The sequence below is a fragment of the Acidimicrobiales bacterium genome (assembly GCA_016716005.1).
In the GTDB taxonomy this organism is placed as follows: Bacteria; Actinomycetota; Acidimicrobiia; order Acidimicrobiales; family JADJXE01; genus JADJXE01.
Map to the genome: position 1 here is coordinate 1,007,926 of JADJXE010000001.1, position 17,494 is coordinate 1,025,419.

At 74.0% G+C, this 17,494-nt stretch carries 15 protein-coding genes and 1 pseudogene; all 16 read right to left on the reverse strand.

Features of this window, described 5'->3' with window-relative positions; genetic code table 11:
* Nucleotides 1–196 precede the first annotated feature (196 nt).
* Nucleotides 197–1,456: pseudogene (nusA, locus tag IPM45_04870) on the reverse strand (transcription termination/antitermination protein NusA).
* A 17-nt stretch (nucleotides 1,457–1,473) separates the two neighbouring features.
* Nucleotides 1,474–1,998, reverse strand: coding sequence for a ribosome maturation factor RimP (locus IPM45_04875; GenBank protein ID MBK9178897.1), 525 nt, complete (start codon nucleotides 1,996–1,998; stop codon nucleotides 1,474–1,476).
* Between the two features lie 197 nt (nucleotides 1,999–2,195).
* Nucleotides 2,196–3,605, reverse strand: coding sequence for a proline--tRNA ligase (locus tag IPM45_04880; GenBank protein MBK9178898.1), 1,410 nt, complete (start codon nucleotides 3,603–3,605; stop codon nucleotides 2,196–2,198).
* Between the two features lie 82 nt (nucleotides 3,606–3,687).
* The gene (ispG, locus tag IPM45_04885; GenBank protein MBK9178899.1) at nucleotides 3,688–4,908 is read right to left on the reverse strand and encodes a flavodoxin-dependent (E)-4-hydroxy-3-methylbut-2-enyl-diphosphate synthase; all 1,221 of its coding nucleotides are present in this window, start codon (nucleotides 4,906–4,908) and stop codon (nucleotides 3,688–3,690) included.
* Nucleotides 4,905–6,212 (reverse strand): site-2 protease family protein, encoded by a 1,308-nt coding sequence (locus IPM45_04890; protein ID MBK9178900.1) that lies wholly within the window; start codon nucleotides 6,210–6,212, stop codon nucleotides 4,905–4,907. Before IPM45_04890 ends, ispG begins: the two co-directional genes overlap by 4 nt.
* Nucleotides 6,213–6,273: 61 nt before the next feature.
* Nucleotides 6,274–7,443, reverse strand: a complete 1,170-nt coding sequence (locus tag IPM45_04895) for a 1-deoxy-D-xylulose-5-phosphate reductoisomerase (GenBank protein ID MBK9178901.1) — start codon at nucleotides 7,441–7,443, stop codon at nucleotides 6,274–6,276.
* A gap of 9 nt (nucleotides 7,444–7,452) precedes the next feature.
* Complete coding sequence (locus tag IPM45_04900; protein MBK9178902.1) at nucleotides 7,453–8,859, reverse strand: phosphatidate cytidylyltransferase; 1,407 nt, start codon at nucleotides 8,857–8,859, stop codon at nucleotides 7,453–7,455.
* 45 nt (nucleotides 8,860–8,904) lie between these two features.
* Nucleotides 8,905–9,462 (reverse strand): ribosome recycling factor, encoded by a 558-nt coding sequence (gene frr, locus IPM45_04905; protein ID MBK9178903.1) that lies wholly within the window; start codon nucleotides 9,460–9,462, stop codon nucleotides 8,905–8,907.
* A gap of 54 nt (nucleotides 9,463–9,516) precedes the next feature.
* Nucleotides 9,517–10,239 (reverse strand): UMP kinase, encoded by a 723-nt coding sequence (locus IPM45_04910; GenBank protein MBK9178904.1) that lies wholly within the window; start codon nucleotides 10,237–10,239, stop codon nucleotides 9,517–9,519.
* Complete coding sequence (gene tsf, locus IPM45_04915; protein MBK9178905.1) at nucleotides 10,236–11,030, reverse strand: translation elongation factor Ts; 795 nt, start codon at nucleotides 11,028–11,030, stop codon at nucleotides 10,236–10,238. Before tsf ends, IPM45_04910 begins: the two co-directional genes overlap by 4 nt.
* A 5-nt stretch (nucleotides 11,031–11,035) precedes the next feature.
* Nucleotides 11,036–11,953: a 30S ribosomal protein S2 gene (rpsB, locus tag IPM45_04920; protein MBK9178906.1), complete on the reverse strand. Its 918-nt coding sequence runs from the start codon at nucleotides 11,951–11,953 to the stop codon at nucleotides 11,036–11,038.
* A gap of 132 nt (nucleotides 11,954–12,085) precedes the next feature.
* On the reverse strand, nucleotides 12,086–13,837 hold the full coding sequence (locus IPM45_04925) for a peptidoglycan DD-metalloendopeptidase family protein (protein ID MBK9178907.1): 1,752 nt from the start codon (nucleotides 13,835–13,837) through the stop codon (nucleotides 12,086–12,088).
* A 173-nt stretch (nucleotides 13,838–14,010) separates the two neighbouring features.
* Entirely contained in the window at nucleotides 14,011–14,793 is a 783-nt protein-coding gene (gene whiG / locus IPM45_04930; protein MBK9178908.1) for an RNA polymerase sigma factor WhiG, read from the reverse strand.
* A gap of 7 nt (nucleotides 14,794–14,800) precedes the next feature.
* Complete coding sequence (locus IPM45_04935; protein ID MBK9178909.1) at nucleotides 14,801–15,751, reverse strand: tyrosine-type recombinase/integrase; 951 nt, start codon at nucleotides 15,749–15,751, stop codon at nucleotides 14,801–14,803.
* Nucleotides 15,699–16,835, reverse strand: a complete 1,137-nt coding sequence (locus IPM45_04940) for a DNA-protecting protein DprA (protein MBK9178910.1) — start codon at nucleotides 16,833–16,835, stop codon at nucleotides 15,699–15,701. The genes IPM45_04935 and IPM45_04940 overlap by 53 nt, the downstream gene beginning before the upstream one ends.
* Nucleotides 16,832–17,461 (reverse strand): ATP-binding protein, encoded by a 630-nt coding sequence (locus IPM45_04945; protein MBK9178911.1) that lies wholly within the window; start codon nucleotides 17,459–17,461, stop codon nucleotides 16,832–16,834. Before IPM45_04945 ends, IPM45_04940 begins: the two co-directional genes overlap by 4 nt.
* Between the last annotated feature and the right edge of the window lie 33 nt (nucleotides 17,462–17,494).

Sequence of the window (17,494 nt, forward strand, 5' to 3'; positions counted from 1 at the left end):
CGGCCTCGCCCCCCTCCGGCTCCGCATCGGCCTCGACCGTCGCCTCGGCGACCCGCTCGGCCGTGGCGACCTCGTCCAGCTCGTCGGCGATGGCGCCCAGCTCCTCGGCCGCCGCGACCTCGTCCAGCTCGTCGGCGATGGCGCCCAGCTCCTCGGCCGCCGCGACCTCGTCCAGCTCGTCGGCGATGGCGCCCAGCTCCTCGGCCGCCGCGACCTCGTCGGCGGCCTCGACGGCCAGCTCCTCGGCGGTCGCCTCGAGCAGGTCGCCGGCCTCGCCACCGGCCTCGTCGGCCGCCTCGGCCAAGGCCTCGGCGAGCACCACGCGCTCGGTGGCGTCGGCGGCCAGGTCGGTGGCGCCGTCGGGCGCGGCCCCGGCCAGGTCGGACCACTGGCCGGCGGTGACGGCCGGTCCGCCCTCGGCGGGCACCCACTCCATCTCACCGGTCGTCGGGTTCTGGACCCACTGGCCCTGCGCCCACTCCTCGCCGCCGTAGGCCTCCTCCTCGGCCAGCTGCGTCTCGCTCTTGATGTCGATCCGCCAGCCCGTGAGGCGGGCCGCCAGCCGGGCGTTCTGGCCCTCCTTCCCGATGGCCAGCGACAGCTGGTAGTCGGGCACGATCACCTCGGCGACGCCGGTCATCTCGTCGATCCGGACCTCCTTCACCTTGGCCGGAGACAGCGCCTTGGCCACGAACTCGGCGGAGTCGTCGGAGAACGGCACGATGTCGATCTTCTCGCCGCGGAGCTCGTTGACGACCATGCGCACCCGGCCGCCCCGCGCACCCACGCAGGCCCCGACCGGATCCACGTTGTGGTCGTTCGACCACACGGCGATCTTCGTGCGGTGGCCCGGCTCGCGCGCGCACGCCTTGATCTCCACGACGCCGTCGGCGATCTCGGGCACCTCCAGCTCGAAGAGCCGCTTGATTAGGCCGGGGTGCGTGCGGCTGACCACGATCTGGGGGCCCTTGGCGGTGCGGCGCACCTCGACGATGTAGGCCTTGAGGCGCGCCGCGGCCTCGGGCCGCTCGTAGGGCACCTGCTCCGCCTGCGGGAGCAGCGCCTCCACCTTGCCCAGATCGAGGAGGGTGTACCGGGCGTCGCTCTGCTGCACGATGCCGGTGACGATGTCGCCCTCGCGCCCCGCGTACTCCTCGTACTTCATCTCGCGCTCGGCCTCGCGGATGCGCTGGAGCATCACCTGCTTGGCCGTCTGCGCGGCGATCCGCCCGAAGTCGGCCGGGGTGTCGTCCCACTCCCGGACGATCGCGCCGTTCTCGTCGATCTCCTGGGCCATGACGGTGATCTCGAACGTCTCGCCGTCGATCGTGACGTAGGCCTCCTCGGCCGCGCCGGGCATCCGCTTGTAGGCGGACTCCAGCGCGTTGGCCAGGGCCATCAGGAGCACGTCGACGGAGATGCCCTTGTCGACGGCGAGCGCGTGCAGGGCGTCCATGATCTCGGGGTTGGCGGTCATCGCGATGCTGCCCTCTTCTGCTGGCTCTGCTTGGTCGAGCCCGGCCGCGGCGCCGGACCCCACTCGAACACGGTTCGGGCTCGCTCGATCTCGTCGTAGCGGAGGCGACGTTCGGCCGGGCCGGCCCCGGTCGCGGCGGGCTCGTCCAGCTCGACCACGATGCCGTCGGCCCCGGCGGCGCGCAGCACCCCCCGCACTCGCCGCTCCCCCTCCGATCCGGGTCGTGTCCGCACGGCCACCGTGGCGCCGAGGGCCTGCTCGAAGTGGGCCGGCGTCCGCAGCGGCCGCTCGAGGCCCGGACTGGAGACCTCGAGGGTGTAGCGGCCGGCGATCGGGTCGGCGGCATCGAGGGCGCCCGACACGGCCCTGGTCGCCGCCGAGAGCGCATCGAGATCGACACCGCCCGGCCGGTCGACGAGCACCCGGACCAGGCCTCCGCCCGACTCCAGGTCGTACAGATCCAGGCCGAGCCCGGCGATCACCGGTTCGATGATCTCCGTGAGGCGGTCCGGGGCGGTCATCGCGGCCTCCCTGCGGGCGCGTCGGGGCTCCGCTCCTCGCCGCACCACCTCCACACGCGCAGGACCTCCACAGACACACGAGGCGTGGGCAGAGCCCACGCCTCGGCTACCAGCCACGGACACGACTGGCCGAGTATAGCGGTTGCCCCCTCCGGGACCGGTGGGGCGACCGGGGGTCGCGGCCGGCCTGCGGGCGGTCAGTAGGCCCGGCCGACCAGGGCCACGAGGTCGGGGGACTCCTCGTCGGGCAGCCCCCCGTCGGGCCGGAGCAGGCAGCGTACGGTGGCCGTGGCGCCGTGTATCGCGGCCAGGCCATCGGCACCGACCTCCCCCCACCGCACCCGGGCGAAGCCGCTGCGGCTCGCCTCCACGGCCTCGGCCACCGAGGCGACGTCGACCGTCTTGGCATCCCGGAAGTCGCGCGCCTCGGCGAGCAGCGCCCTCTGCACCTCGGCCAGCAGGTCGCGCGTGCGGTGGACCACCCCGGCCAGGGGCACCGCGGCCTTCTCGGAGCTGTCCCGGCGGACCAGCGTGACCTGGCCGGTGGCCAGGTCACGGGGGCCGACCTCGAGCCGGACGGGCACGCCCTTCAGCTCCCAGTCGACCGCCCGACGCCCGAACGACGTCTCGACCCGGTCGTCGAGGTGCACCCGCAGGCCCGCCGACCGCAGCTCGTCGGCCAGCGCTGCAGCCGCAGCGGGGGCACCGTCCTCGGCCCGCACGAGCAGCACCACCACCTGCGTCGGGGCCACCGCCGGGGGGAGCCGCAACCCGGCGTCGTCACCATGGGCCATCACCAGCCCGCCGACGAGCCGGGTGGACACCCCCCACGAGGTCTGCCAGACGAACAGCTGCTCGCCGTTCTCGTCCAGGAACTGGGTGCCGAAGGCGCGTGCGAAGTTCTGGCCCAGCTCGTGGCTCGTCCCCATCTGGAGGGCCTTGCCGTCGCGCATCATGGCCTCGCAGGCGAGCGTGTTGATCGCCCCCGCGAAGCGCTCGTCGGCCGTCTTGGTGCCGAGGAAGACCGGCACCCCCAGCACGTTCACCATCACGTCCTCGTAGACGTCCCGCAGGATCCGCACGGCATACGAGCGGGCGTCGGCCTGGGTGGCGTGGCAGGTGTGCCCCTCCTGCCACAGGAACTCGGTGGTGCGCAGGAAGAGGCGGGGGCGGAGCTCCCAGCGCACGACGTTGGCCCACTGGTTCAGCAGCAGCGGCAGGTCGCGGTAGCTCTGCACCCACTTCGAGAAGTAGACGTTGATCACGGTCTCACTGGTGGGCCGCACGACCGCCGGCTCCTCGAGCTTCTTGCCGCCGCCGTGGGTGACGACCGCCAGCTCCGGGCTGAAGCCCTCGACGTGCTGGGCCTCCTTGTGGAGGTACGACTCGGGGATGAACAGCGGGAAGTAGGCGTTCTCGGCCCCGGCCTCCTTGATCCGGCGGTCGAGCTCGGCCTGGATCCGCTCCCAGATGGCGTACCCGTAGGGGCGGATGACCATGGTGCCGCGGACCGGCCCGTTGTCGGCCAGCTCGGCCTTGGCGACGACGTCCTGGTACCAGCGGGGGAAGTCGTCGGACTGGGGGGTGAGCACCGGAGCCTTGGCCATGGGTCGCCAACCTACCGGCCGACCGATCACCCGACGGCCCGAAGATCCCGGGCGGAGACCCCGGCCGGCGAGCCTGGCCCTGTCAGTCCTCGAGAGTGTGGCGGATCAGCTCCACGCGCTGCTCGCTGGCGTTGGCGTCGGCGCCCTGCTCGTCGAGCAGCGCGACGCGATCGGCCTCGGCCTCGGCCGCGGCGTCGACGTCGCGCGCCGCCAGGCGCGCCTCGACGCCCTCGGCGACCAGGCGCTCGGCCTCCTCGACCAGGGCCGCCACCATGTCGGCCTCGGGCACCACCCGGACGACCTCGCCCTTGATGAACAGGTGGCCCTTGTGTCGCCCGGCGGCGATGCCCAGGTCGGCAGAGCGGGCCTCACCCGGCCCGTTGACGACGCAGCCCATGACGGCGACCTGCAACGGCAGGTTGCGCTCCTGCAGGGCGGCCTGCGCGGCGCCGGCGACGGCGATCACGTCGATCTCGGCCCGGCCGCACGACGGGCAGGCGATGAGGTCGATGCCGCGCCGCTCGCGGAGCCCGAGCGCCTCGAGCAGGGTGCGCCCGGCCCGGGCCTCCTCCACCGGGTCGGCCGTCAGCGAGTAGCGGATGGTGTCGCCGATCCCCTCGGCGAGCAGGGTGGCGATCCCGGCGGTGGCCTTCACGATGCCGGCCGGCGGGGGCCCCGCCTCGGTGACCCCGAGGTGCAGCGGGTGGTCGGTGACGTCGGCGAGCAGCCGGTAGGCCTCGATCATCACCGGCACGTTCGACGACTTCACCGAGATCTCGATGAGGTCGTAGCCGACCTCCTCGAAGTAGCCGATCTCCCGCTTGGCCGACTCGACCATGGCCTCGGGCGTCGCGCCCCCGTGGCGCTCGTAGAGCTCGGGGTCGAGGCTGCCGGCGTTCACCCCGATCCGACAGGAGATGCCGCGGTCGCGGGCCTCCGTGGCGACGGCCTTGACGTGCTCGGGCTTGCGGATGTTGCCGGGGTTGAGGCGGAGCTGGTGGACCCCGGCCTCGAGCGCCGCCAGGGCCAGCTTGTACTGGAAGTGGATGTCGGCCACCACCGGCAGCGGCGACCGGGGGACGATCCGGGCGAGCCCCTCGGCCGCCTCGCCGTCGTTGCAGGTGCAGCGCACGATGTCGCAGGCGGCGCCGGCCAGGGCGTAGATCTGCGCGAGCGTGCCATCCACGTCGGCGGTCTTGGTGGTGGTCATCGACTGCACCGAGACCGGCGCGTCGGCGCCGACGGCCACCGAGCCCACGGTGATCTGGCGGGTGGGGCGCCGGGGGTAGGCGGTGAGGCTCACGGCGAGAAGGGGTTGGAGACGGGGTCGGTGAGGTCGAGGTAGAGGGCGGTGACGCCCAGCGTGACGAGCACGACCACCACCGCGTAGGTGACGGGGAGGAGCTTGGCCACGTCGACCTGGTACCTGCGGCCCTTCCGCGAGCGGATGCGCTCGTAGGTGGCGATGGCCACGTGCCCCCCGTCGAGCGGGAGCAGCGGCACCAGGTTGAAGATGCCGATGAAGATGTTGATCGCGATCAGGAAGCTGAGCAGCTCCGCGATCCCGGCGTCGGCGGCCTGGGACGCGATGCGCACCGCCCCCACCGGCGACAGCAGCCGGTTGCCGTCACCGCCGTCGCCGGCACCCGACGTCCCCGACGCGCCCTGTGGCTGGCGACCCACCACCTGGTCGACGTAGTCGCCCAGGCTCGACGGGGTGAAGAACGACCCGAGGGCCCGCACCGACAGCCACATGGTGTCCGCGAACTCCACGACGGCCCGGCGCCCCGCGCCCAGCGGGCCCTCGCGCACCAACGGGTAGTCCGGGCCCACCCCCAGGAAGCCGACCGGCTCGCCGTCGGGGTTGCGGTCGGCGAGGGTGGTCGTGGCCTCGAGGGTGCGCCCGTCGCGCTCGATCGTGAGGGTGACCTGCTCGCCGGGGGAGGCCCGGATGATGGCCACGGCGTCGTCGAAGGTCGGCGTGGGCTGGCCGTCGACGGCCACGATGCGGTCGCCCAGGCGCAGCCCGGCATCCTCGGCGGGGCTGGGCCCGGTCTCGAGCCGAGACAGCGCGCCGACCTCCCAGGTGTCCTCCCGCGGCAGCCCCCAGCCGACGATGAGCACGAAGAGCAGCACGAGGGCGATCAGGAAGTGCATGGTCGAGCCCGCGAGGGCCACCGCCATCCGGTTGGGGTACGACGCCTGGCGGTACGTGCGCGGCTCGTCGGCCGGATCGACCGGGTCGAGGTTGTTCATCCCGATGATCCGCACGTAGGCGCCGGCGGGCACGACCTTGAGGCCGTACTCGGTCTCGCCCCGGCGCGTGGACCAGATCCGCGGCCCGAACCCGATGAAGAACTCGGTGACCTTCATGCCGGCCCGCTTGGCCATCACGTAGTGGCCCAGCTCGTGCAGGAAGATCACGACGATCAGGGCCAGCACGACCACGACCGCCGACACCGACCCGAGCACGCCGAGCGCCACCACCCCGGCGACGAGCAGGGCGAGTCGGATCCCGGCGCCCCGCGGTCGCTCACCCCTGGGGTCGGGTGTCGGCGCTCCCCCGTCCGGGGGCGGCGAGACAGAGGTGTTCTCGGCGTCGTTCACGGAGCCATTCTCCCCCGAACGGCGCCGGAAGCCACCTCGCGCGGCACGGCCGCAGGCGCCGTCACGCGGCCCGCCGCCGGCGCACCTCGGCACCGGCCGCAGCCCGCGCCCGGCGGTCGGCATCGAGCACCGCGTCCACCGAGTCGGCGGCAGCCCCGTCGTGGCGGTCGAGCGTGGCCGCGATCACCTCGGGGATGGCGACCCAGGCGAGTTGCCCGTCGAGGAACGCCGCCACCGCCACCTCGTTGGCGGCGTTCAGCCAGGCCGGTGCCGTCCCCCCGACCCGCCCGGCGCGGTCGGCGAGGGCCAGGCACGGGAACGCGTCGCCGTCGGGCGGCTCGAAGTCGAGGCGTCCCAGCTCCGCCCAGTCGAGGCGGCCGAACGGGGTGCCGAGCCGCTCCGGGTAGGCGAGGGCGTAGCCGATCGGCAGGCGCATGTCGGGACGCGACAGCTGGGCGATGGTGGCGCCGTCGGTGAACTCGACCATGGAGTGCACGATCGACTGGGGGTGCACGACGACCTCGATGCGGTCGTACCCCGTGCCGAACAGCTCGTGGGCCTCGATCACCTCGAGCCCCTTGTTCATGAGGGTCGAGGAGTCGACCGTGATCTTGGGCCCCATCCGCCACGTGGGATGGGCCAGCGCGTCGTCGACCGTGACCGAGGCCAGCTCGGCCCGGCTCCGCCCGCGGAAGGGCCCGCCGCTGGCCGTGAGGACGATGCGCGCCAGCTCGCGCCCGGCTCCGTCGATGCTGGCTCGCAGGCACTGGTGCACCGCGCTGTGCTCCGAGTCGACCGGCACCAGCTCGGCTCCCGGCGTGGCCCGGACCCGCTGCACCACCGGTCCGGCGGCGATCAGCGACTCCTTGTTGGCGAGGGCGAGCCTGCGGCCGGCACCCAGGGCGGCCAAGGTGACGGGGAGCCCGGCGAAGCCCACCACGCCGTTCACGACCACGTCGGCCTCGGCCGCGATGGCCGCCAGGGCGTCGGGCCCGGCCACCACCTCGGTACCGGGCGGCACCCGCTCGGCCAGGGCGGAGGCGGCACCGGGGTCGGCGATGGCCACGACCCGGGGCCGCACGTCGTGCGCCTGGCGGGCGAGGGCGTCGACCGACGAGCCCGCCCCGAGCGCCACGATCTCGAACCGGTCTCCCTCGGCCCGGACGACGTCGAGCGTCTGGGTCCCGATCGAGCCGGTGGACCCGACGACGGCGACGGTGACCGGTGGCAAGGGGCCGGCTCAGAACAGGTCGAGCACGCGCACCAGGTAGTACGTGGCCGGCAGCACGAACAGGAGGGTGTCGAAGCGGTCGAGGAGGCCGCCGTGCCCGGGGAGGATCCCCCCCATGTCCTTGATGCCCAGGTTGCGCTTGAGCATCGACTCGCACAGGTCGCCGAGCGGGGCGGCCACGGCCACCACCACGCCGAGCAGCAGCGCGTCGCCGAAGGAGTTCCACGGGGTGATCCGCCCGACGATCACCACGCAGGCCAGCACCGCGAGCACCATGCCCCCGATCAGGCCCTCGTAGGTCTTGCCCGGGCTGACGTCCGGGGCGAGCTGGCTGCGCCCGGCGCTGCGCCCGACGAAGAAGCCACCCACGTCGTAGGCGACGGCCCCGATCACGGCGCCCAGCAGCATCCCGATGCCGTTCGGGAACTTGAGCAGGAGCGCCGCGAACGACCCGAGCACGCCGACGTAGAGCACCCCGAGCAGGGTGATCGCCAGGTTGGGGATCGGAAGGTCCATGGTGTCGGCCACCAGGTACCACAGGAGGCCGAAGACAACCGTGAGGAACAGCACGAGCGGGTACGCCGACTCGCCCCGCCAGAACGAGGCCAGCCCGAGGGCGCCGACAGCCACCAGCCCGAGCAGGGTGGCCGGCTGGTACTCGGCCTTGCGGAGGGCGCCGAACAGCTCGGCCGCGGCCAGCACCAGGATCGGCGTGACCAGGATCATGGCGGCGCCGGGCCCGATGTAGAAGAGCACCAGCGCCACGGCCGCCAGGCCGACCGCCGTGCCCACGGCGAGCGGCAGGTTGCGGCCCATGTCGCCGGTGGCGGGGGCGTGGCCGGCCTCGGCGGGGGCCGCCACGGCGCGGCTGCGGATCGGCGTCACCACCGTGTCGGGCTCGACGTCGTCGAACGAGAACAGCTCGGCCTCGCCGGGCCGGTCGGGATCGAGGGCGCCGAGCCGTGTGGTCTCGTCGGCGAGCAGGGAACCGTCCTCGTAGTCGGGCTCCTCCCAGTCGGAGGGCTGGTCGCGCCAACGGGGCGCCTGCGCGAACGACGACCAGGCATCGAGGTCGTCGCCGCCCTCGGCGCCGCCCTCGTCGGAGCCCTCGGCCAGGATGCGGGGCACCTCGCCGGTGGCCGGCTCGGTCCAGTGGGGCAGGTTCGGCGCCGCGCCCGCCGGCTGCGGGCGCCCGAGCGAGGCCGGGTCGGCCGACTCCGGCAACGGGAACCGCAACGGCGGGCGGGGCCCCGCCGGTGCCGGCGGCCGGTCACCGAACCGGGGCGCGTCGGCAGGGCGCCGGGACGCCAGATCACCGCGCTCGACCGCCTCCGCCGCCTCCTCGGCGCCGATGATCCGCACGCCTTCCGGCGTGCCCTCCTCGTCGGGAGGCTTGTAGCGGCTCTGGTCGTCCACGGACACCTCCTCGGTGGGCGCCTCCCGGCCGGCGGCCGGGCGCGCTCACACCTCGAGCAGCTCCTGTTCCTTGTGGTGCAGGGCCTTGTCGATCTCGTCCACGTGGTCGTGGGTGATCTTCTCGAGCTCCTTCTCCGCCCGATCGAGCTCGTCGATCGAGATCTCGCTCTTCTTCTCGGCCGCCTCGAGCTCGTGGCGTGTCTGGCGCCGCACGTTGCGCACGGCCACCCGCCCCTCCTCGGCCATGTGCCGGGCCACCTTCACCAGCTGCTTGCGGCGCTCCGCCGTGAGCGGCGGGAACGTCAGACGGATCACGACCCCGTCGTTCGACGGGTTGAGGCCGAGGTCGGAGTTGCGGATGGCCTTCTCGACGGCGCCGAGCGCGCCCTTGTCGTAGGGCTGGACCACCAGGGTGCGGGCCTCGGGCACGGAGAAGCCGGCCAGCTGGCGGAGCTCGACGTCGGAGCCGTAGTAGTCGACGTGGAGCTTCTCGACCAGCGCCGGGGCCGCGCGACCGGTGCGGAGGGTGGCGAACTCGGCGTGGGTGTGCTCGACGGCCTTCTTCATCTTGTCGATGGTCTCGAGCAGCGTCTCGTCGATCATGACGGATCCTGGGCTGTGGGAGGGCTGTGACGGTCGGCCGGATGGTGCCGCCGGTCAGGAGACCAGCGTACCGACCGCCTGGCCTTCGAGGACGGACCGCAGGTTCCCGGGCTGCAGCACGTCGAACACGACGATGGGGAGCTGGTTGTCCATGCAGAACGTGATGGCGGTGGAGTCCATCACCTTGAGGCCCCGATTCAGGACCTCGATGTAGCTGACCTGGTCGAACCGGACGGCGGCGGGGTCGGCCTTGGGGTCGGCGCTGTACACGCCGTCCACCCCCGAGTGCGTCCCCTTCAGGATCGCCTCGGCACCCACCTCGGCGGCACGGAGCGCCGCGGCGGTGTCGGTGGTGAAGAACGGGTTGCCGGTGCCCCCGGCGAAGATCACCACCCGGCCCTTCTCCAGGTGCCGGATGGCGCGCCGGCGGATGTAGGGCTCGGCGATGCGCTCCATCTCGATGGCGGTCTGGACCCGGGTCGGGAGCCCGAGGCGCTCCATGGCGTCCTGGAGGGCGAGGGCGTTGATGACCGTGGCCAGCATGCCCATGTAGTCGGACTGGGCCGGGTCCATCCCGACGCCGGCGCCGCGCATGCCTCGCCAGATGTTGCCGCCACCGACGACGACCGCGATGTCCACCCCGAGCTCCAGCCGGGCGTCGACCAGCTCGGACGCGATCTGCTCGATGACGGCGGCATCGAGGCCCGATCTGCCGTGCTCGGCGAGGGCTTCGCCGGACAGCTTCAGGACGACCCGGCGCCAGCGCGGCACCGTCAGCCGCCCACCACCACTTGCGCGAACCGCACGATGCGGGCATCGCCCAGGTACTGCTGCACGCTCTGCTTCTCGTCGCGCACGTAGGGCTGCTCGAGGAGGCAGATCCCCTTGTAGAAGCCGTTGAGCCGCCCCTCGACGATCTTGGGGACGGCCTGCTCGGGCTTGCCCTCGTTGCGAGTGATGTTCTCGAGGGTCTCGCGCTCGGCCGCGACCACGTCGGCCGGCACCTCGTCGCGCGACAGGTACTCGGGCCTCGCGAACGCGATGTGGACGGCCACCTCGTGGGCCTGCTCGACGGTGCCGCCGGCCAGCTCGACCAGCACCGCGTTCACGCCCCGGTCGTTCTGGACGTGGACGTAGCTGTCGATGACGTCGCCGGGCGCAGCCTCGAAGCGCACGACTCGCCCGAGCTGGATGTTCTCCTTCAGGCCGACCTTGAGCGAGTCGATGGCGTCGGCCCGCTCGGCCGCGGCCTCCTCGCCCCCGGCCGCGACCAGCTCGCCCAGCTCGGCGACCAGGTCGCGGAACGCGTCGGCCTTGGCCACGAAGTCGGTCTCGCAGCGCAGCTCGACGATGGCAGCGGCACTGCCGGCGACGCCCACGGCCACCGCGCCCTGCTCGGAGGCCCGGTCGGCGCGCTTCTCGCTCTGGGCCAGGCCCTTCTCGCGCAGCCACCTCTTGGCCGACTCGAAGTCGCCCTCGTTCTCCTGCAGCGCCTTCTTGGCGTCCATCATCCCGGCGCCGGTCGCCTGACGCAGGGCCTGGACGTCCTTGGCGGTGAACTCGGCCATCGCGGCTACTCCTCGGTGGTCTCGGGGGGAAGGGGCGCCGTCTCCTCGGCAGCGGCCGGCGACGCACCCTCCTGCACGGCGTCGGGGGCCTCGAGGGCAGCGGCGACGCGAGCCTCCCGAGCCGCCGCCTCCTGCGCCGCGACCCGACGGGCGGCAGCCTGCTCGGCGGCGATGCGGGCCTCGTCGTCGGTGGTGCGCACGGCGGGGCCGGCGGCCGCGGCGGGGTTCCGGCGCGACGCGATGAACCGGCCTTCGTCCACCGCGTCCGACATGACGCGACACATCAGCGTGCCGGAGCGGATCGCGTCGTCGTTGCCGGGGATGACGAACTGGATCACGTCGGGGTCGCAGTTGGTGTCGACCACGGCGACGATCGGCAGGCCGAGCTTGTTGGCCTCGGTGACGGCGATGTGCTCCTTCTTGGTGTCGAGGATGAACACCGCGTCGGGGAGCTTCGTCATGGTGCGGAGGCCGCCCAGGTTGCGCTGCAGCTTCTCGAGCTCGCGCGAGAGGATCAGCGCCTCCTTCTTCGGCATGGCGTCGAACTCGCCCACCGCCCGCATGCGCTCGTACTCGGCCATCTTGTTCACGCGGCCGGAGATGGTGGCGAAGTTGGTGAGCATGCCGCCCAGCCACCGCTCGTTGATGTAGGGCATGCCGCAGAGGTCGGCGTAGGTGCGGATCGGATCCTGGGCCTGCTTCTTGGTGCCGATGAACAGGATCGTGCCGCCGTCGGCCACGAGATCCCGCACGAAGGTGTAGGCGGTCTCGATGCGCTGCAGCGTCTGCTGCAGGTCGATGATGTAGATCCCGTTGCGCTCCCCGAAGATGAACCGCTTCATCTTGGGGTTCCAGCGGCGGGTCTGGTGACCGAAGTGGACCCCGGCCTCCAGCAGCTGCCTCATGGTGACGACTGGCGCCATGCGAGCTCCTCCCCATCGGTTGGTCGACCCGCGCGCCGCGCCCTGCTGGGCGACCGTGGGAGGCGAGCGGGTTGATCGGGCGAACCGGCGGACGCCGGGCCGTCGGGCAGTGTAGCCGAGCCGAGGGCAGGCTCAGCGGGCGGGCCGGGGTGGGGTGGGGACCGGCGCGAGGAGCCCGGTGGCGCCCCCGAGCCCGAGGGCCAGGGCGGCCTCGGCCTCCGAGACGAGGTCGGGCACGGCCACGTCGGCGAGGGCCTGCCCGAGGGTGCGACACGAGGGAGCCGCACCGGTGACGGCCAGGGCGACCTCTCGAGTCGCGGCCGGGGAGCCCGGCAGCTCGTCGTGGGCGTGGAGGCCGACCAGCGACACGGTGGCGTTCGCGGCTCCGTCGAGCCGGGTGGATCCCGCCGGCACCACCAGGTCTCCCCGGGCCGCGATCGACACGGTCCTGACCCCGGCCGGCGCCGGCCGCCCCGCGAGGTCGCGTACGACGGCCGAGACCTCGGACAGCTGGGCCAGGGAGGTGCCCTCGCGGTGCAGGTTCATGTCGGGATGGCGCTCGGCCCCCTCGAGCACCGCCCGCCCTCCCCACGTGCCGTCGACCAGCTGCACGCCGGTGGCCAGCGGCGCGCCGGCGTGCGGGGTGCCGAGCGTGACGAAGGTGGCCACGTCCGGGTAGCGGGGGTCACCGGGCGTGACCTGATCGAGGGCGAGCCTCGCCACGAGCCCGCCCTGCGAGTGCGCCACCACGTCGACCGCCACACCCGGCGCGGCGCGGCGCACGTCGACCAGCAGCTCGACCAGCCGCGAGGCGGCCAGCCCGAGGTCGCCCTCGGTGTCGGCCGGCGTGTAGGGCGACGAGGGAACCGAGCCCAGGCCGTCGGTCGGGTCGGGCACGCGGCCGCCTCGGTAGGAGAACTGCACGACGTCGGTCGCCGCGTACCCGAGCGCGGCGGTGTCGAGCCGCGTGATCGACGCGCCCGGGCCGCTGCTCGACGAGCCCAGCCCGCCCACCAGGATCAGGATGCGCCGCTCCCGGAGGCGGGGCGTGGCCGCCGACACGGGCGTGCACGTGGCCCGGGCCCGCAGCCACGCCAGGCCGGCGGCCGCGAGACGGGCCAGGCGCACCTGGGGTGCCGCACCCAGCGCCAGGCGGGACAGCAGCAGCAGACGGAGCCGGGCGGTGTCGAGGAGGGTCGAGGCGGAGGCCACGATCGTGCCCGCCGCGCCGGTGGCGCCCGCGGCCACGCCCGCGACGGTGCGCGCCGCCGCTCCGCCGGCGCCCCGGACCCACGCCACCCCGGCGCGCAGCGCTCCCAGCGCCGATCCCCCTTCCTCGGCCACGAGCAGGCGGAGGGCGCGCACGTCACCCACCGGGTCGGCCTGGGCACGCTCGGGCACGGGCACGAGCCAGACCCGGACCGTGCCCGCGATGAGGCTCATCGGGTCGAGGTAGGTCTCGCCCAGCCGAGCCCCGAAGTGGACGGACGCGCCTGCGGTGCCGACCCGCTGGCCCGCGGCCACCCGCTGGCCCTGCACCACGACGACACCGGCGAGGAAGGCGTAGGTCGTGCGGATGCCGTCGGCGTGCAGCACCACCACGTGCAGAGCGCCGGCCACCTCGCCGGCGAACACGATGTCGCCGTCGGCCGCGGCCACGACCGCCTCGCCCGGCGTGGTGGCGAAGTCGACACCCCGGTTGCCGGGAGCCCACGGGAGCGCCGGCGGCCGGAACGGATCGATCACGGGGCCGGGGACGGGCGGCCGGTACGGCTCGGCCGCGGCCGCGGATGCCGAGTGCGCCAGCACGGGCACGACGAGCGCCAGCGCGCACAGCAGCGCACCGGCGTGGCGGGCGGGGGCCCGGAGCGACGCCACGGGCATGGCACACCCCCTCGGGACGAGGACACGAGGGGGAAGGGAGGCCCGCGGGCCGGTGGCGCCGGCGGGACCGCTCGCCCGACAGCGGGGTCGGGGCGGCGCGCCCCGGGCTCAGGACAGCCCGGGCGCGACGGTGGAGGCGGGAGCGGGCGAGGCCGGCGAGGGCCGGCGGACGATCAGGCGGGTTCGCGCTCGGCCGCGGCGAGCCGGGCCCGCAGGTGGAGCACGGCCTTGGTGTGGATCTGGCAGATGCGGCTCTCGGTGACCCCGAGGATCTCGCCGATCTCGGCCAGCGTGAGGCCCTCGTAGTAGTAGAGCATGAGCACGATCTTCTCCCGCTCCGGCAGGCGGTTGATCGCCTCGGTGAGCAGGTGGCGTGTCTCCTCGACCTCGTAGAGGGTGACCGGCCCGTCGCTGCGGTCGGCGACGGTGTCACCGAGCGTGGCCACGTCGGCCCGATCGCCCCCCACCGACAGCACCTCGTCCAGGGCGACGAGCCCGACGAGCGAGATCTGGCTGAGGGTCGACTGCAGCTGATCCTCGGTGAGGTCGAGCTCGGCGGCCAGCTCCTCGTCGGTGGGCGCCCGGCGCAGCCGGTTCTCGAGCTTCACGTAGGCGTTCTCGAGGGCCCGGGCCTTCGCCCGCACCGAGCGCGGCACCCAGTCGATCGAGCGCAGCTCATCGAGGATGGAGCCTTTGATGCGGGCGATGGCGTACGTCTCGAACTTGAAGCCCCGGTCGGGGTCGTACTTGTCGATGGCGTCGATCAGCCCGAAGATCCCGTAGCTGATCAGGTCGGCCTGCTCGACGCTGTGCGGCAGGCCCACCGCCACGCGGCCTGCGACGTACTTCACCAGGGGCGAGTAGTGGAGGATCAGCCGGTCACGCAGGTCGCGACGGGCTGTGCGCTTGTAGTCGGCCCACAGGCCATCGACGTCGGAGGCTTCGGATGCGTCCACTGCAGACCTAGGCGCGCGGATGGCTCGCGTCGTAGACGTTCCGGAGCCGCTCCTTGCTGACGTGAGTGTACAGCTGGGTGGTCGCCAGGTCCCGGTGTCCGAGGAGCTCCTGGACGGCGCGGAGATCGGCACCGTGGTCGAGGAGGTGGGTCGCGAAGGTGTGGCGAAGCGCGTGGGGATGGGTGGGCACCGGCGATCGGTGGTCGAGGATGCGCCGCACGTCCCGGGGCCCGAGCCGTCGGCCCCGCCGGTTGAGGAACACCGCGTCGGCGGGGCTCCCCGGCCCGGCCAGCCGCGACCAGCCGCGCTCGAGCCACCCCGCGAGGGCCTCGGCGGCCGGCACGCCCAGGGGGACCTGTCGCTGACGGCCGCCCTTGCCCCACACCGTGAGGAGCCGACGGGCCAGGTCGACGTCGTCGGGCCGCAGCCCGCAGAGCTCGGCGACCCGCAGACCGCAGCCGTAGAGCAGCTCGAGGACGGCGTCGTCGCGGAGGCGGACCGCCTCGTCGTCGCCGTCGACGGCGGCCGGCGGGTCGTCGAGGAGCACCCGGATCTCCTCCTCGCGCAGCACCCGGGGCAGACGGGCCTCGCCCCGCGGCGCGCTGAGACCGATGCTCGGGTCGTTCGCCAGCACCGCCGTGTGACGCAGCCAGCTGAAGTACCGCCGCAGGGACGACGCCTTGCGGGCGATGGACCGCCGGGCGTACCGCCTGGTGGCGAGGTAGGCGAGGTAGCGCCGCAGCACCAGTCGGTCGACGGCCTCCGGCCCGGCGAGCCCGGCCCGCTCGGCCCACGCCACGAACCCGGCGAGGTCTCGGCGGTAGGCGTCGACGGTGGCCGGGGCGACCGACGTGAGCGACCGGGCGAAGTCGTCCTGGTGCCAACCCACGCCAGCACGGTAGCCCTCACGGCCGCTCGACCCGCTGCCAGAAGGCGCCCAGGGCCGCCACCCAGCCATCGGCCTCGAGGCGCGAGAGCGCCGCGGCCGCCTCGCCCAGCGTGATCCGGCAGCGCTGCGCGACCTGCTCGAGGCTCGCCGCGCCGACCCCCAGGGCATCGAGCGCGCAGCGGTCGGGCGGGGACGGCGCGGGCCGCCGGTCGGGCCGACGCCGCCGACCGCCGGGCACCAGCCCAAGGGCCACGAGGACGTCGTCGGCGTCGCGCGCCGGGTGGCAGCCGTCGACCAGCAGCTGGTTGCACCCGGCCGAGGCCGGGCTGGTGACCGGCCCCGGCACGGCCAGCACCGGCCGATCGCGGGCCTGGGCGGCGTCGACCGTGTAGAGCGACCCACCGGCGGCATGCGACTCGACGACCACCACCACGTCGGCGAGGGCCGCCAGGATGCGGTTGCGGGCCGGGAAGCGCCACCCGTCGGCCGGTGCGCCCAGCGGCGCCTCCGACAGCAGCAGCCCCTCGGTCGCGACCTGCTCCCAGAGCCGGACATGACCCCGCGGGTAGGGCACGTCGATGCCCGTGCCCACCACGGCCACGGGCGGCGCGCCGGCGGCGGCCAGCGCTCCCCGGTGCGCGGCGCCGTCGACGCCCGCCGCGAGCCCGGACAGCACCCGCACCCCGGCGCCCGCCAGGTCGCGCCCGAGCGCCGCCGCCACCTGACGGCCGTAGTAGGTGCACCGGCGGGTCCCGACGATGCACGCCCGGGGACCCTCGAGGGCGCTGACGGCGCCCCGGGCGCAGAGCACCAGCGGGGCCTCGGGATCGTCGGCCAGCGCCTCGGGGTAGCGGCCCCGGCCGCGGAGCAGGATCGCCGCCCCGACGCGCCCGTAGGGCCCGAGCACCTCGCCCACGTCGACCTCGCGGGCCGCCGCCCGCCAGCCCGCCGCCACCTCGTCGGGCGTCGCCGAGGACCCCGCGCAGGCGGCGCGCACCTCGGGCCGGGCCAGTGCCCGCCCGGCGACGACGTCGAACCAGGCCTCGGCCGGCGATCGACCGTCGGTGAGCGCGAGGAGGCGGGCCGGGCCCATCCGAGGGAGCCCGAGGAGGGCGACCGCGAAGGCCTCCTGGGGCAGCTGCACGGCGCTCATGCCGACCTGATCTGGGCGACCGTGGACGGATCGACGCGCAGCTGCATGGCCAGGGCCACGTGCTGCTCGCCGAGGCGCCCGCTGTCGCCGCGCAGGTCGGCGATGGTCAGCGCCACCCGGCGCACCCGCTGCAGGCCCCGGCCGGTGAGCTTCCCGTCGCGCAGGGCCCGCTCGAGGAGCCGGGTGGCGCCGGCATCGAGCGGCGACGACGGCTCCAGGCGGGCGGGGTCGAGCCGGGCGTTCGTCTCGGCGCCACGGGCGCGGGCCCGCTGGCGCGCCTCGGCGACGCGGACCGCCACGCTGGCCGTCGACTCGGCCGTGGCCTCGCCGAGGAGCTCGTCGACCGCCGGTCGGCTGATCTCCACGCGCAGGTCGAAGCGGTCGAGCAACGGCCCCGACAGGCGCTTGGCGTACCGCAGCCGGGCCCCGTCGGAGCAGCGGCAGGACCCCGGAGGCCCGCCCTCGCCGCAGGGGCAGGGGTTCGTGGCCGCCACCAGCAGGAAGCGGGCCGGGAAGGTGACGCTGGCCCGGGCTCGGCTGACCCGGACCAGCCCGTCCTCGAGCGGTTGGCGCAGGTGCTCGAGGACCGACCCGGGGAACTCGCCCAGCTCGTCGAGGAAGAGCACGCCGTGCGTGGCCAGAAGGACAATCCGGTATCC